Here is a 24,326-nt window from a genome sequence, read left to right on the forward strand (position 1 = left end):
TATAAACCACCCCTAAATCGGGGGCCGCGTATTTTGTTATTATCTCCCTGGCCCACGCCCCCCCTGGGACATGGCCCCCCTGGCCCTGGTGCCCCCTGGCCCCGCCCCGGGGGGGGGCCTGGCCCCGGGCCGGGAGAGAGCGGGAGCCGCTGTTCCGAGGGACGGGGTGAGCGCGAGATGTGGATGGGTGGGTGGGCAGGCGGCGGGTGAGGTGGGAGGAGGAGGGTGGGTGGGGGGGCGGGGGGGAGGGGGCGGGCCCCCGTAGTGTCGACGGAGCGAAGCCCCGAAAGCCCCCCACGAAATACCACCGGACCCAGCCCGCGAACCGGGCACAATGGCCTAGTGACGGTGGCCCGTCCGGCGTCGGGGGGCCAGGGGATTGGAGGCCCGGGTGAGCGATCTTCCGCGCAAGGCAGTGACCCGAACGGCACGGCTCGCCGCCCTGCCGCTGGGCATAGCCGGTCGCGCCACGCTCGGACTGGGCAGGCGCATCGGCGGCCGGTCCGCCGAGGTGGTGACGGCCGAGCTCCAGCAGGCCACCGCCGACCAGCTGTTCAAGGTGCTGGGCGAGCTCAAGGGCGGGGCGATGAAGTTCGGGCAGGTGCTGTCCGTCTTCGAGGCCGCGCTGCCCGAGGAGGTCGCCGGTCCGTACCGGGCGGCGCTCACCAAGCTGCAGGACGCCGCTCCCCCGATGCCCGCCACCAAGGTGCACACCGCCCTGGCCGAGCGGCTCGGGGAGGGCTGGCGCGAGCTGTTCCTGGAGTTCGACGACCGTCCGGCGGCGGCCGCCTCGATCGGCCAGGTGCACCGCGCGGTCTGGCACGACGGCAGACGGGTCGCCGTCAAGGTGCAGTACCCGGGTGCGGGCGACGCGCTGCTCGCCGATCTCTCCCAGCTGTCCCGGGTGGCCTGGCTGCTCGGCCCGCTGATCCCCGGGCTGGACATCAAGCCGCTGATCACCGAGCTGCGCGAGCGCGTCTCGGAGGAGCTGGACTACGAGCTGGAGGCCCAGGCCCAGCGCCGGCACGCCGAGGAGTTCGCGGGTGACCCGGACATCGTGGTGCCGGTCGTGGTGGCGCAGGCCGACCAGGTGCTGATCACCGAGTGGATGGACGGCACCCCGCTGTCCGAGGTGATCGCGAACGGCACCCAGGAGGAGCGCGACCGAGCCGGGCAGCTGCTGGCCCGGTTCCTGTTCGCGGGCCCGTCGCGGACGGGGCTGCTGCACGCGGACCCGCACCCGGGCAACTTCCGGCTGTTGAAGGACGACGGCCCGGTCGGGGGCTGGCGGCTGGGCGTGCTGGACTTCGGCACCGTGGACCGCGTGCCGGGCGGGCTGCCGGCGCCGATCGGGGCCTCGCTGCGGATGGCCCTGGACGGCGACGCGGCGGGCGTGCTCACGATGCTGCGCGAGGAGGGCTTCGTGAAGCCCTCGATCGAGCTGGATCCGGACGCGGTGCTGGACTACCTGCTGCCGATCATCGAGCCGGCGGCGGTGGACAGCTTCCACTTCACCCGGGCCTGGATGCGGGCCCAGGCGGCCCGGATCGCCGATCCGCGCTCGCCCGCCTACAACCTGGGCAAGCAGTTGAACCTGCCGCCCTCGTACCTGCTGATCCACCGGGTGACGCTGAGCACCATCGGGGTGCTGTGCCAGCTGGGCGCCAAGGCGCCGTTCCGCGCCGAGATGCTGGAGTGGCTGCCCGAGTTCTCCGGTGAGCGCCCCGCGAAGCCCGCCGGGGCGGGCGGCCCTGCCGCGCCCGCGAAGCGCACCGCGTCCGCCGCGCCCGCCAAGTCCGCCCCGCCCAGCAAGTCCGGCAAGCCCGCCAAGGCCGCGAAGCCGACCAAGGCCGCCAAGCCCGCCCACGACTGAGCCGACCGCCGAGGGCGGGCGCCGCGCACAAGCACAACGGCCGCAGGCCGCTCCCCGGGAACGGGGGGCGGCCTGCGGCACGACGGGGGTCGGTCGGATCGGCGGCGAACCGCCTGTGCCGGCGCTACATCAGCGCGACGGCGAGCGCCTTGCGGGCGCGCAGCGAGGCCCGCTCGGCCCGCTGCCGGAGCTTGCGGGCCCGGACGACCCGGCTGACGAGGCGTTGTTCCTCGGCCTCGTGGAGCCTGTCTTGCATATGGGCACGGGCCAGGGATTCATGCAGGAGTTGCATTTCGAGGGTCCTGTTCTGGATCTGAAGTTCGGTGGTCTGCTCGGCGCGGACGGTCGGATCGATGGCGGCGGGGGTCATGTGGTGGTCCTGCTCGTGGTGCGTGCTCGGAAATGGGGCGGTGCGGGCTGCTGCGTCGGCCTTTGCGGCGGCGATCCGTACGGACCGGCGGAGGGCGCTGTCCAGCGGGGGCTGCTCTCCCCGGCGGACTGCCCTGGCGTCGTGGGCCGGGTTCACGCCATGACCTCGGTCTTGCGCGGACGCCCACGCGGCCGCTTGCGGGCCACGACGACACCCTGGACGAACAGTTCGCCGCCCCAGACGCCCCACGGCTCGCGCCGCTCCAGGGCGCCCGCGAGGCAGGCCTCCTTCACCGGGCAGGTGCCGCAGAGGGACTTCGCGTACTCGACGTCGGCGGGCGTCTCGGCGAAGAAGACCTCGGGGTCGAAGGCGCGGCAGGGGATGGGGAAACCGAGCGCCTCGGCCTGCTCGATCGAGTTGAGCTGCATGAACGGAACCTCCGGAGGGTCGGCCTGGTCGGCCTTGGTGATCTGGCTTGTCGGCGGTACGGACGGGATGGGCGGCGTGATGACCGTGGACACTGTGGGCGTCTTCCTCGTCTTCTCAGTGGTTCCGGCCCAGGTGACTGGTGGTGCTGGGCCGGAGGCCCCGGGGGGCCTGGGTGGTCTTGCGTACCGGACAAAACAGAAGGGCCGCGGATCCCGGTGTGACGGGTTCCGCGGCCCTGGAGGTGCCGACCTGAGACTGACTCAGGTTCGTTCTCTCCAGGGTTCAGGCCCGCGGAAGGCCCGCATCCGGACGGCCTCGGCGCCGATAAAGGCGGCCTTGGCCTGGTTGATCTGCTGCTCGTTCTGCTTCTGGGCGTTTCCGGCACCGACGGCCTGCGCATAGTCGCCATGCATGGCGGCGATTACGGCTGACTTCGGTGCCTGGAGCGGTCGCTGGTCGCACTCGGAGCGCGACGTGCCGACCTGCGCCCAGCCACGGGACAGACCGGTCTCGACGACGATGCCTTCGACACTCCTGCCGCCCGTGGGGCACAGATCAGTGTGTCCAAGACCACTGACAGCGGAGGCGACGGAGACACCGGTGGTGTCGAGACCCAGACCGGTTCCACCGAGCTCGGCGAGCGCCCGCAGACGGGCGGCACGCAGGGAGGCAGCGACAACGGTCTGGCCAGTCATTTTGGTGATCATGATGTTTCCCACTGTCTTCGCCTCCTCTCGGCGTCTCGCGGAGCCTGGTTTCCCTGGCTCCGAATGTTCGGATGTCTGTCTCGGTGAAGCTGGTGAAGCAGGTGAAGCGTGAAACGTGTGAGGCTGTGTGGCGTGGGGAATCGGCACAGGTTTCACCCCGTGCGACCGCGTCCCCTTGACCGCTCCGGCAGGCTATTGCGCTCCCGGTATGCCGCGCAAACTATTTTTCACGCGAGTTCACGCGGCGCCATCGACGGCACGGTCCGCGCGACGTTCCGCGGCGGTTGTGAAGTCCCCCGAGCAGTCCCCTGGACCGCGCCCGTGCCGGCTCACGCCGGATCGACCGGACCGTCGTCCTCGACGCCGTCCGAATCCTCCTCGGGCTCCTCCCCCGCACACAACGAGAGCACGGCGGCCCCGTACTTGTCCAGCTTCATGGCGCCGACCCCCGAGATCAGGGCCAGTTCCTGCCGGTTCGCGGGCACGTCCTCGGCGATCGCCATCAGCGTCGCGTCGGTGAACACCACGTACGCCGGGACGCCCTGCCCCTTGGCCTGCGCGGCCCGCCAGTCGCGCAGGCGTTCGTAGAGCGCCTCGTCCATCGTGGACGGGCAGTCCTCGCAGCGGCGCAGCTTGCGTTCGACGGCGTCGGTGAGCGCCTTGTCGCAGACCCGGCACTTGACCGGGCCGCGGACCCGCCGGGCGGCGGAGCGCTCGCCGGGCTCGACGCCCCCCCGCCCGCCCCGCGCGCCGGTGCGCGCGCCCGGGGCGGTGGAGCCGGGGCGCAGCCCGTCCATGAAGCGGCTGGGCTTGCGGGAGGCGCGGCCGCCCGGGGAGCGGGAGAGGGCCCAGGAGAGGCTGAGGTGCTTGCGGGCGCGGGTGACGCCGACGTAGAGGAGGCGGCGTTCCTCCTCGATCTGTTCGTCGGTCTTGGCGTAGATGATCGGCAGGGTGCCCTCGGTGAGGCCGACGAGGAAGACGGCGTCCCATTCGAGGCCCTTGGCGGCGTGCAGGGAGGCGAGGGTGACGCCTTCGACGGCCGGGGCGTGCTGGGCGGCGGCGCGGGCGTCGAGTTCGGCGACGTAGGCGGCGAGGTCGGTGTCCAGGCCTTCGGCGGTGCGGGTGCGCTCGAACTCCTCGGCGAGCCGGACGAGGGCGGCGAGGGACTCCCAGCGGTCGCGGACGGCGCCGGAGCCGGCGGGCGGGTCGGGGGTGAAGCCGCGGCTGGCGAGGACGGCGCGGACCTGGCCGGCCAGGTCGGGGGCGCCGGCGGTGAGGGGGTCGGCGGCGGCGCGGGCGGCGCCGCGCAGCAGGACGCCGGCGTCGCGGACCTCGGGGCGCTCGAAGAAGCGTTCGGCGCCCTTGAGCTGGTACGGGACGCCGAGGTCGGCGAGGGCCTGCTCGTAGACCTCGGACTGGCCGTTGGTGCGGAACAGGACGGCGATCTCGCTGGCGCGCACGCCGGCGGCGATGAGGTCCTTGATCCGGCGGGCGGTGGTCTCGGCCTCGGTGGGTTCGTCCTCGTACTCGGTGTAGACGGGTTCGGGGCCGGCCTCGCGCTGGGAGACGAGTTCGAGGCGGTGGCGGGCGGCCTCGCCGCGGGCCTGGGAGAGCAGTCCGTTGGCGAGGTGGACGACCTGGGGGGTGGAGCGGTAGTCGCGGACGAGTTTGACGACGGTGGCCTCGGGGTGGCGGCCGCGGAAGTTGAGCAGGTAGTCGGGGGTGGCGCCGGTGAAGGAGTAGATGGTCTGGCTGGCGTCGCCGACGACGCACAGGCTGGCGCCGCCGCCGTCGCCGGTCCACCGGTCGAGCAGGCGCTGCTGGAGCGGGGAGACGTCCTGGTACTCGTCGACGGTGAAGTGCCGGTACTGGCTGCGGACCTGGTCGGCGATGTCGGGCCGGTCCTCCAGGATGGCGGCGGTGAGGAGCAGGACGTCCTCGAAGTCGATGTTGCCGCGGCGGGTCTTGGTCTCCTCGTAGACGCGGTAGACCTGGGCGGTCTCGGCCGGGTCGCGGGGGGCTTCGCGGCCGGACTTGGCGACGGCGGCGGGGTAGTCCTCGGGGGCGGTCTGGGTGACCTTGGCCCATTCGATCTCGGCGGTGAGGTCGCGCAGTTCGGTGCGCTGGACGCGCAGTCCGCAGCGGCCGGCGGCCTCGGCGACGAGCTGGACCTTGCGTTCGAGCAGTTGGGGCACCGGGCCGCCGACGGCGCGGGGCCAGAAGTACTGGAGCTGGCGCAGGGCGGCGGCGTGGAAGGTGCGGGCCTGGACGCCGTCGGCGCCGAGCTGGCGCAGCCGGCCGCGCATCTCACCGGCGGCGCGGGCGGTGAAGGTGACGGCGAGGACCTGCTGGGGCTGGTAGACGCCGCTGCGCACGCCGTAGGCGATCCGGTGGGTGATGGCGCGGGTCTTGCCGGTGCCGGCGCCGGCGAGGACGCAGACGGGGCCGTGCAGGGCGGTGGCGACGGCGCGCTGTTCGGGGTCGAGCCCGGCGAGGACGGCGTCGGGGCCCGTGGCGGTGCCGGGGTCGGCCCAGGGGGAGCCGTGGGGGCCGTCGTAGGGGCTGCCGCTCAAGAGGTCTTCCTGCATGCGTTCCATCCTCTCAGCCCGCTGGGACAACGGGGGCGGGGTTGTCCACAGGCCCGGTGCGATCGCAGGATGATCGCTCCGCTCCGTGCGTCCTGGGGCCGGAATGACTGCCACCCGGTGGACGTTGCGGCTGTCAGAACGTACGAACCCCTCTTTCGAAGGAGCCCCCTCGATGTCCGGCAGCGTGACGATGTACAGCACGACCTGGTGTGGTTACTGCAACCGGCTCAAGAGCCAGCTGGACCGCGAGGGCATCGGCTACACCGAGATCAACATCGAGGAGGACCCGGCGTCGGCGACGTTCGTCGAGTCGGTGAACGGCGGCAACCAGACGGTGCCGACGGTGCTGGTGCAGCCGGTGGGCGGCGGGGAGCAGGTCGTGATGACGAACCCGAGCCTGATCCAGGTCAAGAAGGCCCTCGCGGCCTGACCCAGCCCGGTCCGCCGGGATCCGCCCCGGTCCACCCGGGTTCGCCGGGGCCCGCCCCGGTCCGCCGGGGTCGGCGCGCGTCACTGCGCGTCGGCCCGGGCGGGGTCGACGGGGGCGGCGGGGGCGGGCAGGCTGGTGCGCGCGCCGAGGTCGCCGATGCCGTAGACGAGTCGGCTGCGGTCGGCGGAGTAGCGGGTCTCGATGACCCGGACGGGGCCGCGCCGGTCGTAGGTGACGCGGGTCTGGACCATCAGCGGGACGCCGGGGCCGCCCTGGAACCACTGGGCCTCCTCGGGGCCGGGCATCCGGGCGACGAGGTGGTCGACGGCGCCGATCTCGGTGCGGCCGAGGGTGGCGAGGACGGCTTCGTCGCCGCCTTCGACGGGGTCGGGTTCCATCAGCGGGGTGCCGGCGGCGAGTCCGGCCCGGTAGTGGCTCTCCTCGATGGAGTACGGCTCGCGGTCGAGCAGGCGCAGCTGGCGGCGGACGACGATGGCCTCGCCGGGGCGCAGTCCGAGGCGTTCGGCGATGTCGACGCGGGCCCGGACGATCATCATCTCGAAGTCGGTGCTGAGTTCGCGCCCGGCTTCGGCGGCTTCGCCGAGGTAGACGGTGGAGGGGGCGGCGAGGCAGTCGCGCGGTGCGGGGGTCAGGGTGGGGCCGTAGGCGCGGTGGTCGAGCACGGGGTGTTCGCGCAGGTAGGTGCCCTTGCCCTGGAGGCGGACCAGCCGGCCTTCGTTGACCAGGACGTCGACGGCGAGGCGGACGGTGTTGCGGGCGACGCCGTACTGGCGTTCCAGTTCGCTCTCGACCGGGAGGGCGGCGGCGGCGGTGAACTCGCCTTCGGCGATCCGGCGGCGCAGGTCGGCGGCGAGGCGCTGGTATTTGGGGGATTGGGCGGAGCCCCGGGGGATTGTCACCCGAGTGAATGTAGCGAGCGCGGTGACGCGGTTTCAGCCGTTTCCGGCAATGTCGTCCGCGCGGGTTGACGGTGGGGGCGCCGGAGTGCCCCGCGGTAGCAGAACTGGCCCGTCCGGTTACGAACAGACGCTCGTGGCGGGTTCGGGAAGAGCTCGAAAAGGAAATAGGGGGCGCGCGGCAAGAGCCACGCGCCCCCTTCTCCTCGGGCGTCCCGGAAATCCGTACCTGATGACCGGACGGCCCGATGACCGGACGACCGGATAGCCGGATGGCGGGACAACCGGACGACCGAATGCCGGGACTACCAGCGCGCCGCCGAGGGCAGCGGCTCGCCGTACCAGAGCTCGACCAGGTGGCGGGCGATCGAGATGCCGGAGGGCGGCAGGATCTCCCCGGCCTCCATCCCGGCCCGCAGTTCCTCGCGGGAGAACCAGCGCGCCTCGGCCAGTTCCTCGCCGTCCACGGTGATCTCGGTGCCGCCGGGCAGCGCCTTGCCGGTGAAGCCGAGCATCAGGCTGGACGGGAACGGCCAGGGCTGGCTGGCGACGTAGCGGACCTCGCCGACCCGCACCCCCGCCTCCTCGTGCACCTCGCGGGCGACCGCCTGCTCGATCGACTCCCCCGGCTCGACGAAGCCGGCCAGCGTGGACCAGCGGCCCTCCGGCCAGAGCGCCTGGCGGCCGAGCAGGCAGCGGTCCTGCTCGTCGGTGATCACCATGATCACCGCCGGGTCGGTGCGCGGGTAGTGCTCGGCCGCGCAGGAGGTGCAGCGCCGCACGTGCCCGGCGCCCGCCTTCTCGGTGGGGTGGCCGCAGCGCGAGCAGAAGCTGTGCAGCCGGTGCCAGTGCTCCAGGGCGACGGCGTGCACCAGCAGCCCGGAGTCCCGGTCGGACAGCATCGCGCCGACCTCGCGCAGCCCGGCGGGGCGGGCGTCGCCGTCCAGCCGGCCGGGCAGGCTCTCGCCGGCCAGCGCGAAGTACGAGACGCCGTCCCGGTCGGTGCCGAGGAAGTAACGGTCCCCGGTCTGCGGCGCCTCGAAGGAGGGCAGCAGGACGAGTTCGGTGCCCTCGGCGGTGTCCACGACGAAGGCCTCGCCGCCGGCGATCGGCAGCACCCGGGTGGCGGGGTGGCTCCAGGCCGCGGCCAGCCAGGGCTCGTCGAACCGGTGCTCGGCGGCCCGCTCCACCCCGGCCCTGGCCAGGGCCAGGGCTCGCGGGCGCTCGGTCTCAGGCTCGGTGCTCACGTCGTTCCATCCCCACGTGGTGAATCATCCGGATGAGTGATCTGACTGCTGTTCCGCGGGCGCGGCGGCTCACGCGCCGGGCCGGAAGTTCTCGGCCAGGTCGCCCCACAGGTAGGCGGCGGTCTCGACGCCCTTGGCCAGCAGGTCCAGCTCGACCTTCTCGTTGACCGAGTGCCAGCCGTCCGAGGGCACCGAGATGCCGAGGAACAGCACCGGTGCGCCCAGCACGTCCTGGAGGTCGGCGGCGGGGCCGGAGCCGCCCTCGCGGGTGAAGAGGATCTTCTGCCCGAAGGCGCGGCCCATCGCGCGGACGGTGGACTGCAGCGCCGGGTGGTCCAGCGGGGTCAGGCAGGGCCGGGTCGCGCCGGGGAAGACCAGCTCGTAGCGGATGCCCTCGGGGACCTGCTCGGCGACCCAGGACCGGACGGCCTCGCGGACCTTCTCCACCTCCTGCCCGGCGACCAGCCGGAAGGACAGCTTGAGGTGCGCCGAGGACGGCACGATGGTCTTGCCGCCGGGGCCGGTGTAGCCGCCCCAGATGCCGTTGACCTCGGCGGTGGGCCGGGCCCAGACCCGCTCCAGGGTGGAGTACCCGGCCTCGCCGCGGGTGCCGTACGACTTGGCGACGCGCAGCCACTGCGCCTCGTCGAAGGGCAGTTCGGCGAACAGCTCGCGCTCGCGCTCGGTCAGCTCGACGACCCCGTCGTAGAAGCCCGGGATCGCGACCTTCCGGTCGGCGTCGTGCAGGGCGGCGGTCAGCTCGGCCGCGACCTCGGCCGGGTTGGGCACGGCGCCGCCGAAGGAGCCGGAGTGGATGTCGGTGTCCGGGCCGTACAGGTCGAGCTGGGCGTCGGCGAGGCCGCGCATGCCGGTGCAGACGGTCGGGGTGGTCTCGGACCACATCCCGGTGTCGGAGATGACCACCACGTCGGCGGCCAGCCGGCCGGCCTCGCGCCGGACCAGGTCGGCGAAGTGCGGCGAGCCGGACTCCTCCTCGCCCTCGATCAGCAGCTTGAGGTTGACGGCCGGCGCGGTGCGGCCGGTGGCGGCCAGGTGGGCGCGCACGCCCAGGGTGTGGAAGAACACCTGGCCCTTGTCGTCGGCGGCGCCGCGCGCGTACAGCCGGTTGCCGACCACGGTCGGGGCGAACGGCTCGGTGTCCCAGCCGTCCTCCTTCGCCGCGGGCTGCACGTCGTGGTGCCCGTAGACCAGGACGGTCGGCGCGGACGGGTCCCCGGACGGCCACTCGGCGAACACCGCCGGCAGCCCGTCGGTCTCCCACACCTCGGCCACCGGGAAGCCGGTCTGGCGCATCTTGGCGGCCAGCCAGTCCGCGGAGCGGCGCACGTCATCGGCGCGCTCCGGGTCGGCGGAGACGGAGGGGATCGCCAGCCACTCGGAGAGGTCGGCGAGGAAGGCGGCCTGGTGCTGGTCGATGTAGGAGCGGACGGCGCTGTCCGGGGTACTCGTCATACCGACGACTGTAGTTCGCCCGTGCGGGTGCCCGCCCCGGCCCTCCGGGTGCCGGACGCCGTCGGGCCTGTAACCTCCGTCACCCCCGCCGCCGGGAGGGGCGGACGGGGGTGGCGGACGGGGACGGCCGGAGCCGGGCGCGGCGGTCGGGGGCGGCCGGAGCCGGGCACCGGCCCCACCCGGGCACCGGCCTCAGCCGGTGCGGCGCAGCAGCGAGATCCGCGAGCGGGTGAGCAGCGCGGCCAGGCCGGCCGCGAGCAGCGGCAGCACCACGACGGTGGTGCCGATGGTGGCCCAGGGGAAGACGACGGCCCCCTTGTTGGCGAGCTCCTCCGGGCTGATCCCGGGGTAACTGGCCGCGAGTCCCTGGACCTTGCGCAGGGCGACGGCCGGGACGACGCCGCTGATGACGCCGAGCAGGGTGCCCATGGCAGCGATCACTCCGCACTGGAAGCCGGACAGCGTGCGCCGGATGCGCGGTTCGGCGCCGACCGCTGCGAGGGTGGTCAGGTCGCGCTGGGAGTCGGCGGCGGCCAGTCCGGTGGCGATACCGGCGGCGCCGAGGGCGACGAGGGCGGCGAAGCCTGCCAGGCCGAGGCCGATGAGTCCGGCCTTGGACTGGTAGCCGCGTTCGACGTCGAGCACGGTGCGGTCGGTGAGCTTGGCGAGCGCGCCGTCGGCCTTCTGCTGGTCGCCGTCGGAGGGTGCGGCCGCGGGGAGCCAGACCGAGCCGGCCGGCTTGGTGCTGAAACCGAGGCGGGTGGCGGTGTCCGGGGTGATGACGAGCTGGCCGGGGGCCGGCAGTACGGCGGGGGCGAGGACGGCGTCGACCTCGGTCTCGGTCTCCTTGGGCTTGGGGGTGGAGCCGTCGGCGCTCGCGGCGGCCGGCTCGGTGTACCGCAGGGCGACCTTGCCGTCCTTGTAGTAGCGCGGGTCGAAGACCACGGCCTTGCCGGCGGCGAGGGCCTGAACGGCCGCCGGGTCGGTGACGCCGTAGAGGTTGCGCAGCAGGGTGGCGTCGCCGGCGGCGAGGTCGCCGTACTGGCTGCCGCCGCGTTCGTGGATCTGGCAGCGCGGGTCGGTGTTCATCACCCGCTTGATCTCGTCCGGTCCGGCCGGGCTGTCGCGGTCGAAGACCGGGCAGCGCCGCTCCTTGGGCGGCATGACCTGGATGTAGCCGCAGTAGGAGCCGGACTGGCAGTCGCCCTTGAGGTCGACGTGGGAGACGTCGGCGCGCGGGCCGAGGCCGGGGATGGAGCGTTCCACGGTGTCGCGCATCTGCGGGAGCAGCTTGGCCTCGGTGGTGTTGCCGTAGCCGCTGTTGAGGATGACGGCGCCGGCCGGGCCGGCGGCGGCGTACTCGCGGCGGTACTGCTCGTCGTAGCTGGCGAGGAAGACGTTGACGGCGACGGAGCCGGCGACGGCGGCCATCACGGCGGCGACGGCGGGTGCGGTGCGGCCGCGGTGGCGGACGGAGTCGCGCAGGGCGAGCCGGGGGCCGAGCGAGAGCCAGCGGCCGAGCTTGCCGAACAGGCCGACCAGGTACGGGGTGAGGGCGACCATGCCGAGTTCGGCGATGAGCGAGCCGCCGAGGACGGCGAGGGTGCGGCTGGAGAAGCCGCTGGTCGCGCCGACCAGGGCGAGGGCGGCGCCGCCGGCGAGCATCAGCAGGCCGAGCAGGGCCAGCTTGCGGCTGGGGGGCTTGAGCGAGTCGCGGCCGGTGAGCGCGGAGACGACGTCCTGCCGGGAGGCCTGGACGGCGGGCACGATGGCGGCGAGCAGTCCGGTGACCAGGCCGACCAGGAGGACGCCGAGCAGGTCGAGCGGCTGGAGGTTGAAGTGGCCGAAGCGGGCGCCGGAGTACTCCTCGGCCTGGGTGCGCAGCAGGGCGACCAGGCCGATGCCGAGGCCGAGGCCGACGGCGGCGCCGGTGAGGCCGAGGACGATGCCGCCGCCGAGGACGACCGCGCGGACGTTGGCGCGGTCACCGCCCGCGGCCGCGAGCAGCCCGAGCTGCCGGCGCGAGCGTCGGGCCCCGACGGCGAAGGCGGGGCCCGCGAGGAGGACGATCTCCAGCAGGGCCATGCCGACGACGGTGCCGAGGATGACGACGGAGGTGCGGTCGAGCAGGGCGGTGCCGCTGGCGCCGCGGATCCGGTCCAGCTCGGTGTAGTAGGGCACCTGGGCGCGCGGGGGCGGGTCGAGCACGACGGTGCGGGAGGCCACGAGGAAGCCGTAGCCGTTGAGTTCGGTGACCTTGGCCCAGTCGAGGGCGGCGCCGGCCGGGAGCTTGACCAGCCAGCGGTCGACGGGGTTGGAGTCGGAGCCCATGTTCGGGTTGGCGTTCGGGAGCTTGCCGACCAGGGTGCCGGGGCGGGCGAGGATCTCGGTGCTCTTGAGATCACCGGGGTACTCGACGACGGCGGTGATGGTGAAGGGGCTGGACTCCAGGCCGCGGACGGTGGTGCGGTCGCCGATCCGCAGGCCGGAGCGGTTGAGGAACTCGCGGGTGACGGCGGCCTGTTGGTCGTTCACGGGGGCGCTGCCCTCGACCACGTCGACCAGGCCGTGCCAGACCGGGTCGGTCAGGTCGGCCTCGCCGGTGCGGGTGGTGAGCAGGCCCTCGGTGCTGCTGGCCGCGGTCTGCGGGCCTTCGACGTGCGGCACCAGGGTGCTGCCGGGCGGCAGCAACTGCTGGGCGAGCCGGGCGGGTTCGGTGTCGCGGGCGCGTTGCTGGGCGGGGGTGTACTGGGGGGCGGCGCCTTCCTTGGTCTCGTACTTGGGGCTGAGGACGCGGTAGGACTGGTCGCCCGGGTCGGGGGCCTGCAGGATGGAGGCGCCGCGGTCGGGCATCTCCAGGTGGGCGTCGGCGCGGCCCATGGTGCGCACGACGCGTTCGGAGGGTTCGAGGGTGGCGCTGCGGAAGAACACGTCGGCGCCGGTGACGCCGAGGACGGGCAGCGCGACCATGGCGACGACCAGGGCGCTGCGGCCCTTGGCGCGCAGGGCGTCGCGGCGGGCGATGCGCAGGGCGAGCCGCCAGGCGCTGGGCTTCACTCGTCCACCTGCTTGCTGCCGGCGGCCTGGCTGTTGGCGGCGGCGCTGACGAGCAGGCTGGCGGCGTCCTGGCTGACGGACTCGTCGACCATGCGGCCGTCGCGCAGGAAGACGACGCGGTCGGCCCAGGCGGCGTGCCGGGCCTCGTGGGTGACCATCATGGCGGCGGCGCCGGCGTCGCAGCGGGCGCGCAGCACGGCGAGGACCGCTTCGCCGGTGGTGGAGTCGAGGGCGCCGGTGGGTTCGTCGGCGAGGACGAGGCGGCGGTCGCCGATCAGGGCGCGGGCGATGGCGACGCGCTGCTGCTGGCCGCCGGACATGTCGTCGGGGAAGCGGTCGGCGAGCTCGGGGATGCCGAGCTCCTCCAGGGCGGCGAGGGCTTCGCGGCGGGCGGCGCGGGCGGAGACGCCGTCGAGTTCGCGCGGCAGCGAGATGTTCTCGGCGGCGGTGAGGGCCGGTATCAGGTTGTAGTCCTGGAAGACGTAGCCGATGGAGCGGCGGCGGACCTGGGCGAGCCTCTTGCGGGTGAGCCCGCCGAGGGAGACACCCTCGACCAGGACCTGGCCGGTGGTCGGGCTGTCGAGGCCGCCGGCCAGGGTGAGCAGGGTGGACTTGCCGGAGCCGGAGGGGCCCATGACGGCGACGAACTCGCCGGGGTGGACCTTGAGGTCGACGCCGCGCAGGGCCTGGACCTCGGCGGCGCCCTGGCCGTGGACGCGGGTGACGTTCTCCAGGTGCAGCACCGGTGTCGGCCGGGGCTGTTGGGTGTGGGACACGGTTCCCCCCTTGTGCTGGGTACGGCTGGGTACGGGTGGGGCGCCGCCGGGGCGCCGGCCGGGTGTCGGGTGGCCGGGCGCCGCTCGGGCGCGGATACGGCTCGGGCTCGGGCGCGGGTGCGCCTCGGGCTCAGGTTCGGGCGAGGACGCGGGTGCGTCTCAGGCGCGGGTGCGGGTGCGTCTCAGGCGCGGGTGCGGCGGCCGAGCCGCTTGGGTTTCGCGGCGCCGTCGCGGGCGGCTTCGGCGGCCTTGGCCTGCCGGAGTTCGGCCTGCTGGGCGAGCCTGGTCTCGCAGTGGTCGAGCCAGCGGATCTCGGCCTCGGTCTGGAAGATCAGCTGGTCGAGGACGAGCAGCCAGGCGAGTTCGTTGCTCTCGGAGGGGACGGCGCCGGGTCTGGTCTCGCCCGCGAGGGCGCGGCCCTTGAGCCGGGTGTAGTCCTGGAGGGCCTTGATGCTGTGCCGGCGCTGGCCCTGGACGACGGCGGAGACGTCCACCCCGGGGACGGTCACGGCCATCGCGAGCTTGATGGCCAGTTCGTCGCGCGGGGGGCTGGTGCGGGGCACCGGGGTGTCGAACCAGGCCCGCAGTTCGGCGCGGCCGGCGTCGGTGACGGCGTAGAACTGGTGGCCCTCCTCGTCCTCCCCGGCGGCCTCGACCAGGCCGTCGCGTTCCAGGCGGGACAGCGTGGTGTAGACCTGCCCGACGTTGAGCGGCCAGGTGGCGCCGGTGCGCGCCTCGAACTCGGTGCGCAGTTGGTAGCCGTAGCGGGGGCCCTGGTCGAGCAGGGCGAGCAGACCGTGGCGGATGGACATACTCAGTATGTATACCCGGTATGCCCTGCGGCCTCAAGCCGCGCCCCCTCCGGTACCGTCGTGCGGTGTGAGCCAGTTGCGCATCGCCACCTTCAACCTGTTGCACGGCCAGCCGCTCGCCCCGGACGGCACCCCGTTGCCCTACCCGGCCGACGCGGGCGCCCCGTTGGCGCAGGCGGTGGCCGCGCTGGACGCCGACGTCCTGGCTCTCCAGGAGGTGGACCGGCACCAGGCGCGCTCGGGCGGCACCGACCAGGCGGCGGTGGCGGCCGCCGCGATGGGCGCCGGCGACTGGCGCTTCGCCGCCGCGCTGCACGGGCGCCCGGCGCCGGTGGCCGGCTGGGTGCCGGAGCCGTCCGGGCCCGCCGGGCTGCGGGTGTACGGGCCGGCCGAGATCGGCGACGGCGCCCCGCCCTCGTACGGCACGGCACTGCTGACCAGGCTGCCGGTGCGGCACTGGCGGGCCCGCCGGTTCGCCCCGGCGCCGTTCGGACTGCCGCTGCGGGTGGCCGGGCGGCGCGGGCTGACCCCGGTGCCGGACGAGCCCCGGGCCGCGCTGGCGGCCGTACTGGAGGGCGAGCGCGGCCCGTTCACGGTGGTGGCCGCGCACCTGTCCTTCGTGCCGGGCTGGAACATGGCGCAGCTGGCCGGGATCCGGCGCTGGATCGCCGACCTGCCGCAGCCGTACCTGGTGCTGGGGGACTTCAACCTGATCGGCGCGGTGCCGCGCACGGTGCTGGGCGGGGCGACGGCGCTGGAGCGCACCGCGCCGCGGGCGCGGGTGCGGGAGCTGCGGGCGGCCCGCCGGGCCCGGCCGGCGCTGGGCGCCGGGCTGGGCACCGCGCGCCGGCGGCGGGTGCGCGAGCCGCGGGCCCGGCTGCAGGGCTGGTACGACCTGGCGCGCACGCCGACCTACCCGGCGCACCGGCCCGCGGTGCAGTTCGACCACGTGCTGGCGGTCGGCGTGCCGCGGACCGTGGTGGGCCCGGCGGCGGCGCCGCACGCCGGGGTGTCGGACCACCGGCCGCTGCTGGTCCGGGTGTCGCTGTAGGGCGTTCCGGCTATCGCTTGATCAGGAGGCCGGCCTGCTGGGGCAGGTGGGCGAGGGCGGGCGGGGTCGGGTCGTACTGCAGGAGCAGCATGGCGGCGTCGTCGCCGAGCTGGCGCCCGACGTGGCGCACCACGTCCTCGTGCAGGCGCTGCAGGACGTCCGCGGGGCGGCCGTCGGCGCAGCGCGGGAAGCGCTCGGCGAGCGGGTAGAAGGTGCCGGAGCGGTCGCGGGCCTCGATCATCCCGTCGGTGAACAGCAGCACCCGGTCGCCGGCCAGCAGCGGTACCCGGTGCACCGGGGGGCGGACGTCGGCCGGGTCGAGCACGCCCAACGGCGGTACGGTCTCGGCGAGTTCGAGCGGGTGGACCAGGCCGCCGCGGAGCAGCAGCGGCGCGGGGTGGCCGCAGTTGACGAGTTCGGCGGTGCCGTCCGGTCCGACCCCGATCAGGACCAGGGTGACGAACTCCTCCTCCACGCCCGGGTGGTCGTTCTCGTGCAGGGCCCGGTCGAGGCTGACGGCCAGCCAGCCGGCCACCCGGTCGAGGGCGGGCTCCTGGTGGGCGGCCTCGCGGAAGGCCCCGAGGACGGCGGCGGCGGTCTCGACCGCGCCGAGGCCCTTGCCGCGGACGTCGCCGACCACGGCCCGCACCCCGTGCCGGGTGTTGACGACCTCGTACAGGTCGCCGCCGATCCGGGCGTGGGCGGCGGCGGCCTCGTAGTGGACGGCGGCGCGCACGCTGCCGACCCGTTCGGGGACGGGCCGCAGCAGCACCCGGCGGGCGATCGAGGCGACCAACTGGGCGTCGGCCAGGGCGCGTTCCTGGCGCAGTCGCAGGGTGGCGCTGACCCAGCCGATCGTGGCGACCAGCAGGATCGCGATGACGCTGGCGGCGTGCACGGACTCGCCGAGCGCGTCGCTGCGCAGGGCCATCAGGAAGGCCGCCGCCTCGGTGCCCAGGCCGATGACGAGCGGGTACCAGGTGCGGCGGCTGACCACGGCGGCCAGCGCGGGTACGGCGGTGAGGGCGGGTTCGACCGTCACCTCGGTGCCGCTGAGGTAGTCGAGGACGACGATCAGCGCCATGCCGAGGAGGGGCAGCGCGAGCGCCGTCCTCGGCCAGGTGCCGGTCGTGCCCGGTGCGGGTCCCGGGGTCGGCCCGGTGAACCGCTCTCTGATCCATCCGGTCGCGCTCAACTTCGGTCTCTCCAGCAGAAGACGCCGATGCCCGTGGGCACCTGCGGCGATGACTGAGGGTTAGGGAATGCGGGCCTCGCCGGTGGCCGGAGTACGGGGGTTGACCGGTTACCGACCCCACAATAGGCGCGAAACGTGCACGACGCACAGGTTTCGGACGTCGGCGCGATGACTCGGGTGCTCTGCGTGACTCATTAGTCACTGTTCCCGATCAGGAGCCGTTCCAACTCTTTTCGGTCGGGAAGTCGCTCCGGACGTACGATCCGTCCGCTGCGGACGTACAGGAACGACGCCGTGACCTGCTCGGGATCAACGCCCGCCTGCTCCGCCCAGGCCAGCCGGTAGACCGCGAGCTGCAGCGGGTCGGCGGTCTCCTCCCGGTGGGTCTTCCAGTCCACCACTTCGTAGCGTGACGCACCACTGGATTCCGACACCCCGTCACCGTCCCGGTAGACCGCGTCGATCCGGCCGCGCACCACCCGCCCCGCGAGCACCAGGTGGAACGGGGCCTCCACCCGGTACGGCCGGCGCCGGGCGTACGGGGTGCGCAGGAACGCCTCCTTGAGCTGCTCCAGGTCCCGCTCGTCCTCGATGCCGTCGTCGTCGGCGCCGGGCAGCGCGCCGGGCTCGATCAGCAGCAGCGGCTCGATCCGGGACTGCACCCAGGCGTGGAAGCGGGTGCCGCGCCGGGCGGCGGGCTGCGGGGGGCGCGGCATCGGCCGGGCCAGCTCGTGCGCGAAGCCGTCCGGGTCGGCGGCCAGGCGCAGCAGCTGGGTGGCGGACAGCGCGGGCGGCAGCGGGACCTCGCGGGCGGTGCGCCGGGAGCGCTCCAACTCCCCCAGCAGCGCGGTCAGGTCGCGGTCCCAGGAGGCGACCTGGCGCTGGTCCTCGACGGCCATGGGTTCCGCCTCCCCCGCGGGCCCTCCGGCCAGGCGGGTGCGCACCACCTCGGCGACCCGGCGGCGGGCGTGCTGGGCGGCCGGGTCCAGCGGCAGCGGCCAGGGGCGCTCGACGGCGTCGGCCAGCGCCGGGTTCCGGGCCTCCTTCTCCGGCTGCTCGGCCCAGTGCTCGACCTCGCCGGCGCCGGGCCGCTCGCAGTGGGCGCGCAGCCGCTCCAGGAAGGCGGACGGGCCGCGGACGGTCTTCTGGCTGGGCCCCCACCAGTGCCCGGAGGCCAGCAGCAGGGCGCGGGGGCGGGTGAACGCGACGTAGCCCAGGCGCAGTTCCTCGGTGCCGGAGTGCTCGGCCAGCTCCTTCTTGAACGCGGCCATCGACTTGGACGTCCAGCCGCCGCGCACGTCGGGCAGGGTCGCGCGGTCGCCGCGAAGGGCGTGCGGGAGCACGCGCTTGGTGCTGGTCCAGCGTTCGCGCGGGCTGCCGGACGGGAACGCGCCCTTCACCAGGCCGGGGACGGCCACCACGTCCCACTCCAGGCCCTTGGACTTGTGCGCGGTGAGCACCTTCACGGTGTCCTCGCCGCCGGGCAGGCTGCTGTCCAGGCCGCGGTCGTACTCCTGGGCGGCGCGCAGGAAGCCGAGGAAGGCGGCCAGGCCCGGGTCGCCGTCCAGGTCGGCGAAGGAGGCGGCGACGTCCAGGAAGGCGTGCAGGGTCTCCCGCCGGCGGGCGGCCAGCGCCTGCGGGGAGGCGGACAGCTCGACCTCCAGGCCGGTGACGGTCAGCACCCGGTGCAGCACGTCCATCAGCGGGTCGGCCAGCGAGCGGCGCAGCTCGCGCAGTTCGGCGGCGAGCCGGGCGAAGCGCACCCTGGCCTCGGCGGAGAACGGCAGGTCGTCGGGCTGGTCGCCCTCCCCGCCGGGGGAGGCGGTCAGGAAGGTCTCGACCGCGTCGGCCAGCGAGACCACCTCGGTGGGGTCGGCCTCGGCGACGGCAGCGGCCAGCGCCTCCACGCCCTCGGGCCGCTCGGTGCGCACCAGTTCGGCGGCCCGGCGGCCGAGCAGGGCGAGGTCGCGCGGGCCGATCCGCCAGCGCGGGCCGATCAGCAGGCGCACCAGGGCGGCGTTGGCGGTCGGGTCCTGGAGCACCTCGCAGACCGCCACCAGGTCGGCCACCTCGGGCAGTTGCAGCAGCCCGCCGAGTCCCACCACCTCGACCGGGACCTCGCGGGCGACGAGCGCGGCGTGGATGTCGGGGAAGGCCGCGCCGCCCCGGCAGAGCACGGCGATCCGGCCGGGCGCGGTGCCGGTGCGCACCAGGTGGGCGATCGAGTCGGCGAGCCAGTCGACCTCCTCGGCGTGGGTGGGCAGCAGCGCGGCCCGCACGTAGCCGTCCTGTTCGGCGCCGGGTGCCGGGCGCAGCGCCTCGACGCCCTCGTGCAGGGCGCGCAGCGGGGCGGCGAGCTCGTTGGCGAAGGCGAGCAGCCGGCCGCCGCTGCGGCGGTTCTCGCTGAGCGCGTAGCGGTCGGCGGGGCGGCCGTCGGCCTTCGGGAAGTGCCGGGGGAAGTCGTCGAGGTTGGCGACGGAGGCGCCGCGCCAGCCGTAGATGGCCTGGCAGGGGTCGCCGACGGCGGTCACCGGGTGGCCGCCCCCGGTGTTCTCGGGGCCCGCGCCGAACAGGCCGGCGAGCATCAGGCGCTGGGCGACGGAGGTGTCCTGGTACTCGTCCAGCAGGACGACCCGGTACTGGCCGCGGAGCAGTTCGCCGACCTCGGGGCGCTGCTGGGCGAGGCGGGCGGCGGCGGCTATCTGGTCGCCGAAGTCCATCAGCCCGGCGCCCCGCTTGCGGCGGCGGTACTCCTCGACCAGGCGCAGCAGTTCCAGCCGGGCGCGGGCGGTGACGGGGACGGCCCGCAGGTCGTCGTTGCCGAGCTTGACGGTGGCGAGGGTGTCGAGCAGCTGCTCGTCGTGGGCGCGCAGGGCGGCGGGCTCGACCAGGTGCTCGGCGAGTTCGCCGTCCAGGGCGGTGAGGTCGGCGACCAGGTTGGCGAAGGTGCCGGTGAGGGCGGGGAAGGGGCCGCGGGCGGTGCGCAGCACCTTGGCGGCGAGCTGGAAGCGGGTCGCGTCGGCGAGCAGCCGCACGTCCGGCTCGATGCCGATCCGCAGGCCGTGCTCCTTGAGCAGGCGGCCGGCGAAGGCGTGGTAGGTGGAGATCTCGGGTTCGCCGAGCGGCTCGCCCTCGTCCCGGTCGGCGACGCCGGCCCGGAGCAGGGCCGTGCGGACGCGTTCGGCGAGTTCGCCGGCGGCCTTGTTGGTGAAGGTGAGCCCGAGCACCTCCTCGGGCCGGACGGCGCCGGAGCCGACCAGCCAGACGACCCGGGCGGCCATCACGGTGGTCTTGCCGGAGCCGGCGCCGGCCACGATCACGGCCGGGGCCAGGGGGGCGCCGATGGCCGCCATCTGCTCCCGGTTGAACGGGATGCCCAGCAGCTCCTTGAGCTGGTCGGGATGGCTGAGCACGGCGGTCACCCCGCAACCGTAACCGGAACGGCGGACAACCCGGGATCGGTCGCCCGCCTGACCTGCTACTCCACCAGCTGCGCGCCGTCGCGCTGGGCGGAGCAGCTGCGGCGGAAGGAGCAGCGGTCGCAGCCGCCGCCGGTCTGCGGGACGAAGCGTTCGGCGAGGACCTTCCCGGCGGCATCGGCGAGCAGGTTCTCGATCCACGGCTCGCCCTCGGGCGGCTCCTGCCGCTGCACCTTGGGGGCGTCCGGGTCGGCCTTGGCGGCGGCCTCGCGCAGGTGGACGAGTTCGGCGCCGCCGGTGGCCGGGGGGTGCTCGGTGAAGCCGGGCAGCTCGTTGAGGGCGCCGGCCCGGACGGCCAGCTGGTAGACGGCGAGCTGCTTGTGCTCGGGCAGCGACTTGTCGGTGGGGATCTGCTTGCCGGTCTTGAAGTCGACCACGTAGGCGCGTCCGGCGTGGTCCTTCTCGACCCGGTCCATCGAGCCGCGGATGCGCACCGAGACGCCGCCGACGTCGAGGGTGACGTCGAAGCCGTGCTCGGTGGCGACCAGGTCGCGGCCGCGCTCCAGGACGTGCCAGTTGAGGAAGCGCTCCAGGGCGGTGCGGGCCTCGCCCTTCTCCTGCTGGGACTTCCAGGGGGCGTCGAAGGCGAGGGCGTCCCAGACGGTGTCCAGGCGGGCCATCAGGACGGCGAGGTCGGCGGGGGTGCGGCCGGAGCCGACCTCGTCGGCGAGGGCGTGCACCACGTTGCCGAAGCCCTGGGCGGCGGTGCCGGGGGCGCGGGCCTTGACCTCCTTGTCGAGGAACCACTGCAGCGAGCAGTTCTCCAGCTGTTCCAGGCCGCTGCCGGACAGCCGGACGGGCGCGTCGGCGCTGCGCAGCGGCTCGGGGGCGGTGGTGGCGTCGTCCAGGCCCCACCAGCGGTCGGGGTGGGCGGCGGGCACCAGCGGCAGCCCGTCCTCGTCGGTGGCGGCGGCCAGGGTGGCGAGCCGTTCGGCGGCGGCGCGGCGCAGTTCGGGCGAGCGGGCGGGGTCGACGGTGACGGCGCGCAGTTCGGCGACCAGGGCGGCCACCGAGAGCGGGCGGCGCGGGCGGTGGGTGACGTCCTCGACGGTGACCGGCGGGGTGCGGCGCACCACCTTGCCGGTGCGGGGGTCGACGTCCTCGCGGTAGAGCTCGCGCAGGAAGCGGGAGGGCTCGTCGCCGTCGTCGGCGGGCGCCTTGACGGCGGTGACGATCAGCCGTTCCTTGGCGCGGGTGGCGGCGACGTAGAAGAGCCGGCGCTCCTCGCCGAGCAGGGCGGCCGGGGAGAGCGGTTCGGCGAGGCCGTCGCGGCCGATCCGGTCGGCCTCCAGGAGGGAGCCGCGCCGGCGCAGGTCGGGCCAGAGGCCGTCCTGGACGCCGGCGACCACGACCAGGCGCCACTCCAGGCCCTTGGAGCGGTGGGCGGTCATCAGCCGCACCGCCTCGGGGCGGACGGTGCGGACGGTGAGGGTGTCGGCGGCGATGTCCTGGGCTTCGAGTTCGGCGAGCAGGTCGAGGGCGCTGCGGTGGCCGGTGACCTGCTCCTCGGCGCGAGCGGCGGTCTCGAACAGGGCGCACAGCGCGTCCAGGTCGCGGTCGGCGTTGCGGCCGGCGGCGCCGCCGCGCAGGGCGGCGCGCTCCAGGCGTTCGCGCCAGCGGCGGCTGCCGTCCCACAGCTCCCACAGGGCGTCCTCGGCGGTGCAGCCGCCGGCCAGCAGTTCGCGGACCTTGCGCAGCAGGGTGCCGAGGTCGCGGGCGCGGCGGGCGGTGGCCGGGTCGAGGGCGATCAGCCGCTCGGGTTCGGCGAGGGCCTCGCGGATCAGTTCGCCGGCCGGGCGCGGGGCGGCGGCGGGGGCGCCGTCGGGACGGCTGTCGGGACCGCCGTCGGAACCGCCGTCGGCGCGCGCGGCGGCGCGCAGGGCGGCGCGTTCCTCCTCGCGCAGGGCGCGGCCGAGGCGGCGCAGGTCGGAGCCGTCGAGGCCGCCGAGCGGGCCGGTGAGCAGGGTGTGGGCCAGCTCCTCGGTGAGCGGGTCGGGGGCGTGCGGGCCGGGGGTGTCGAGGAGGGCCCGCTTGTCGCGGGCGGCCTGCTCGGCGCAGACCCGCAGGGCGAGCAGCAGGTGGGCGACGGCGGGCTCCTCGCGCAGCGGCAGGTCGTCGCCGTCGATCTCCAGCGGGACGCCGGCCGCGCCGAGGGCCCGCCGTACGCCGGGGATGGAGCGGGCGCCGGCCCGGACCAGGACGGCCATCTCGCCCCAGGGCACGCCGTCCTCCAGGTGGGCGCGGCGCAGCAGGTCGGCGATCGAGTCGAGTTCGGCGCCGGGGGTGGGGTAGGTGTACACCTCGACCCGGCCGCCCTCGCGGGAGGGCAGCAGGGCGCGGTGCTGGGCGAGTTTGTCGGCGGGCAGCCGGCCCATCGGCATCCGGCGGGCGAGTTCGCGGGAGGCGGCGAGCAGCAGGGCGCCGGAGCGGCGGGAGACCCGCAGCACCTTGACCTCGGCGGGGGTGCCGTCGGGGCGGCGGAAGGCCTGGGGGAAGTCGAGGATGCCGTTGATGTCGGCGCCGCGGAAGGCGTAGATCGACTGGTCGGGGTCGCCGACGGCGATCAGGTCGCGGCCGCCGCCGGCGAGCCGGCGCAGCAGCCGGACCTGGGAGGGGTCGGTGTCCTGGTACTCGTCGACGAGGACGACGTCGTAGCGGCGGCGCAGTTCCTCGCCGATCTCGGGGCGTTCGGCGAGCAGGACGGCGCGGTGGACGAGTTCGGCGTAGTCGAGGACGCCGCGCAGGTCGAGCACGTCGAGGTAGTCGGCGAGGAAGTGCGCGGCGGCGGCCCAGTCGGGGCGCTGGACGCCCTGGGCGAAGCGTTCGAGTTCGGCCTCGCCGAGGCCGAGTTCGCGGCTGCGGGCGAGCACGGCGCGGACTTCGTCGGCGAAGCCGCGGGTGGTCAGGCAGGCGCGCAGGTCGAGCGGCCAGGCGATCCGGCCGCGGCCGTCGCGGGCGTCCTCGGCGCCGCCGGCCAGCAGTTCGCGGACCATGACGTCCTGTTCGGGGCCGGAGAGCAGCCGCAGTGGTTCGGCGTAGTCCTCCGGGTCCTGGTGGGCGCGCAGCAGGGCGTAGCAGAAGGAGTGGAAGGTGGTGGCCTGCGGGGTGGCGGCGGTGGAGCCGAGCCGGCCGGACATCCGGTCGCGCAGTTCGACGGCGGCCTTGCGGCTGAAGGTGAGGACGAGGATCTTCTCGGGGTCGGTGCCGTCCTGGATCCGCCGGGCGACCGCCTCGACCAGGGTGGTGGTCTTGCCCGTGCCCGGTCCGGCGAGGACGAGCAGCGGGCCGCCGGTGTGCTCGACCACGGCGCGCTGGTAGGCGTCCAGCACGGGCGGGTCGGGCTGGACGAGCGGGTTGCGCACGAGCCGGTAGGGCGAACTCACGAACGGGTCCTGGGGTTGTACGGAGAGTCATGGCCGGGGCGGGCCCGCACGGGCCCGCCCGCATCGAGCCTACGATCCTGCCCCGTCAATCCCGTCCGCGCCCGGGATTCGGTGAATCCTCCCCGCCGTCCCAGCGGGCCCGCCCGAGGTCGACCCGGGGCGGGTCGGCGAGTGCGCGCAGCGGGGTGCCCTCCTCGCCGTAGTGGGCGAGGGCGCGGTGCTCGTGGCCGGGCAGCGGGCGGCCGTCCGCGCGGATCACCCGCCACCAGGGCACCGAGCCGCCGTACAGGGCCATCACCCGGCCGACCTGCCGGGGGCCGCCCTGGCCGAGGTACTCGGCGACGTCGCCGTAGGTCATCACCCGGCCGGGTGGAATCCGCTCGGTCAGGTCGAGCACCAGTTCGGCGAACGGTGGTAGGGCGTCCGGGACGCCGTCGTCTGTTACGTCCGTCACCTGCGGCATTCTTCCTCATGGGGACGCGCGCGCGGCCCCGTACGAACGACCCGCCGCGCCCGATCCGGCCCCTGTCCAGCACGGG

General features: G+C 74.6%; 17 protein-coding genes. 3 read left to right on the forward strand and 14 right to left on the reverse strand.

The genetic code is table 11. The features are described 5' to 3' along the window. Positions 1-391: 391 nt before the first annotated feature. Positions 392-1,873 carry an ABC1 kinase family protein gene (locus ACFV8H_RS35665; protein WP_380408157.1) on the forward strand — a complete coding sequence of 494 codons (1,482 nt, stop codon included), beginning with the start codon at positions 392-394 and terminating at the stop codon, positions 1,871-1,873. A gap of 124 nt (positions 1,874-1,997) precedes the next feature. Here the strand turns inward: ACFV8H_RS35665 and ACFV8H_RS35670 are convergent, their stop codons facing one another. The 4 genes from ACFV8H_RS35670 to ACFV8H_RS35685 all read right to left on the reverse strand — a co-directional run bounded on the left by ACFV8H_RS35670 (position 1,998) and on the right by ACFV8H_RS35685 (position 5,976). Then, entirely contained in the window at positions 1,998-2,243 is a 246-nt protein-coding gene (locus tag ACFV8H_RS35670; RefSeq protein WP_380408159.1) for a hypothetical protein, read from the reverse strand. A gap of 152 nt (positions 2,244-2,395) precedes the next feature. After that, positions 2,396-2,764, reverse strand: coding sequence for a WhiB family transcriptional regulator (locus tag ACFV8H_RS35675; protein WP_375884869.1), 369 nt, complete (start codon positions 2,762-2,764; stop codon positions 2,396-2,398). A gap of 168 nt (positions 2,765-2,932) precedes the next feature. Next, positions 2,933-3,391 carry a hypothetical protein gene (locus ACFV8H_RS35680; protein ID WP_380408161.1) on the reverse strand — a complete coding sequence of 153 codons (459 nt, stop codon included), beginning with the start codon at positions 3,389-3,391 and terminating at the stop codon, positions 2,933-2,935. Between the two features lie 317 nt (positions 3,392-3,708). Continuing rightward, positions 3,709-5,976, reverse strand: coding sequence for an ATP-dependent DNA helicase UvrD2 (locus ACFV8H_RS35685; RefSeq protein ID WP_380408163.1), 2,268 nt, complete (start codon positions 5,974-5,976; stop codon positions 3,709-3,711). A gap of 163 nt (positions 5,977-6,139) precedes the next feature. Between ACFV8H_RS35685 and ACFV8H_RS35690 the strand changes: the two genes are divergently transcribed. After that, on the forward strand, positions 6,140-6,397 hold the full coding sequence (locus ACFV8H_RS35690) for a mycoredoxin (RefSeq protein WP_375884862.1): 258 nt from the start codon (positions 6,140-6,142) through the stop codon (positions 6,395-6,397). An 80-nt stretch (positions 6,398-6,477) separates the two neighbouring features. Here the strand turns inward: ACFV8H_RS35690 and ACFV8H_RS35695 are convergent, their stop codons facing one another. The 6 genes from ACFV8H_RS35695 to ACFV8H_RS35720 all read right to left on the reverse strand — a co-directional run bounded on the left by ACFV8H_RS35695 (position 6,478) and on the right by ACFV8H_RS35720 (position 14,679). Continuing rightward, entirely contained in the window at positions 6,478-7,317 is an 840-nt protein-coding gene (locus ACFV8H_RS35695; RefSeq protein ID WP_375884861.1) for a GntR family transcriptional regulator, read from the reverse strand. Between the two features lie 302 nt (positions 7,318-7,619). Next, positions 7,620-8,561 carry an NAD(+) diphosphatase gene (gene nudC / locus ACFV8H_RS35700; RefSeq protein WP_375884860.1) on the reverse strand — a complete coding sequence of 314 codons (942 nt, stop codon included), beginning with the start codon at positions 8,559-8,561 and terminating at the stop codon, positions 7,620-7,622. Between the two features lie 69 nt (positions 8,562-8,630). Then, a complete protein-coding gene (locus ACFV8H_RS35705) occupies positions 8,631-10,034 on the reverse strand; it encodes a dipeptidase (RefSeq protein ID WP_380408166.1) in 1,404 nt (467 codons plus the stop codon). 192 nt (positions 10,035-10,226) lie between these two features. Beyond that, on the reverse strand, positions 10,227-13,091 hold the full coding sequence (locus tag ACFV8H_RS35710) for an FtsX-like permease family protein (RefSeq protein ID WP_380408168.1): 2,865 nt from the start codon (positions 13,089-13,091) through the stop codon (positions 10,227-10,229). After that, positions 13,088-13,867: an ABC transporter ATP-binding protein gene (locus tag ACFV8H_RS35715; protein WP_380408170.1), complete on the reverse strand. Its 780-nt coding sequence runs from the start codon at positions 13,865-13,867 to the stop codon at positions 13,088-13,090. Before ACFV8H_RS35715 ends, ACFV8H_RS35710 begins: the two co-directional genes overlap by 4 nt. A gap of 182 nt (positions 13,868-14,049) precedes the next feature. Next, positions 14,050-14,679, reverse strand: coding sequence for a PadR family transcriptional regulator (locus ACFV8H_RS35720; RefSeq protein ID WP_375884850.1), 630 nt, complete (start codon positions 14,677-14,679; stop codon positions 14,050-14,052). A gap of 67 nt (positions 14,680-14,746) precedes the next feature. Here ACFV8H_RS35720 and ACFV8H_RS35725 point away from each other — a divergent pair, with 67 nt between their 5' ends. Continuing rightward, entirely contained in the window at positions 14,747-15,730 is a 984-nt protein-coding gene (locus ACFV8H_RS35725; RefSeq protein WP_380408172.1) for an endonuclease/exonuclease/phosphatase family protein, read from the forward strand. Between the two features lie 10 nt (positions 15,731-15,740). On the opposite strand, the gene ACFV8H_RS35730 is transcribed toward ACFV8H_RS35725, so the two are convergent. From ACFV8H_RS35730 to ACFV8H_RS35745, 4 genes are all read right to left on the reverse strand, one after another. Then, positions 15,741-16,925: a PP2C family protein-serine/threonine phosphatase gene (locus tag ACFV8H_RS35730; protein WP_380408174.1), complete on the reverse strand. Its 1,185-nt coding sequence runs from the start codon at positions 16,923-16,925 to the stop codon at positions 15,741-15,743. A gap of 194 nt (positions 16,926-17,119) precedes the next feature. After that, positions 17,120-20,347, reverse strand: coding sequence for a UvrD-helicase domain-containing protein (locus ACFV8H_RS35735; RefSeq protein ID WP_380408176.1), 3,228 nt, complete (start codon positions 20,345-20,347; stop codon positions 17,120-17,122). 56 nt (positions 20,348-20,403) lie between these two features. Continuing rightward, positions 20,404-23,787: an ATP-dependent helicase gene (locus tag ACFV8H_RS35740; RefSeq protein WP_380408178.1), complete on the reverse strand. Its 3,384-nt coding sequence runs from the start codon at positions 23,785-23,787 to the stop codon at positions 20,404-20,406. Positions 23,788-23,872: 85 nt separating this feature from the next. Further along, on the reverse strand, positions 23,873-24,250 hold the full coding sequence (locus tag ACFV8H_RS35745; RefSeq protein ID WP_380408180.1) for an MGMT family protein: 378 nt from the start codon (positions 24,248-24,250) through the stop codon (positions 23,873-23,875). Between the last annotated feature and the right edge of the window lie 76 nt (positions 24,251-24,326).

The sequence above is a fragment of the Kitasatospora sp. NPDC059827 genome, from assembly GCF_042731675.1.
Classification (GTDB): domain Bacteria; phylum Actinomycetota; class Actinomycetes; order Streptomycetales; family Streptomycetaceae; genus Kitasatospora.

Bases quoted from the DNA above. Each gene is read 5' to 3' on its own strand.
- ACFV8H_RS35670 (WP_380408159.1), bottom strand. From the start codon at position 2,243: ATGACCCCCGCCGCCATCGATCCGACCGTCCGCGCCGAGCAGACCACC.
- ACFV8H_RS35685 (WP_380408163.1), bottom strand. From the start codon at position 5,976: ATGGAACGCATGCAGGAAGACCTCTTGAGCGGCAGCCCCTACGACGGC.
- ACFV8H_RS35690 (WP_375884862.1), top strand. From the start codon at position 6,140: ATGTCCGGCAGCGTGACGATGTACAGCACGACCTGGTGTGGTTACTGC.
- ACFV8H_RS35705 (WP_380408166.1), bottom strand. From the start codon at position 10,034: ATGACGAGTACCCCGGACAGCGCCGTCCGCTCCTACATCGACCAGCAC.
- ACFV8H_RS35720 (WP_375884850.1), bottom strand. From the start codon at position 14,679: ATGTCCATCCGCCACGGTCTGCTCGCCCTGCTCGACCAGGGCCCCCGC.
- ACFV8H_RS35745 (WP_380408180.1), bottom strand. From the start codon at position 24,250: ATGCCGCAGGTGACGGACGTAACAGACGACGGCGTCCCGGACGCCCTA.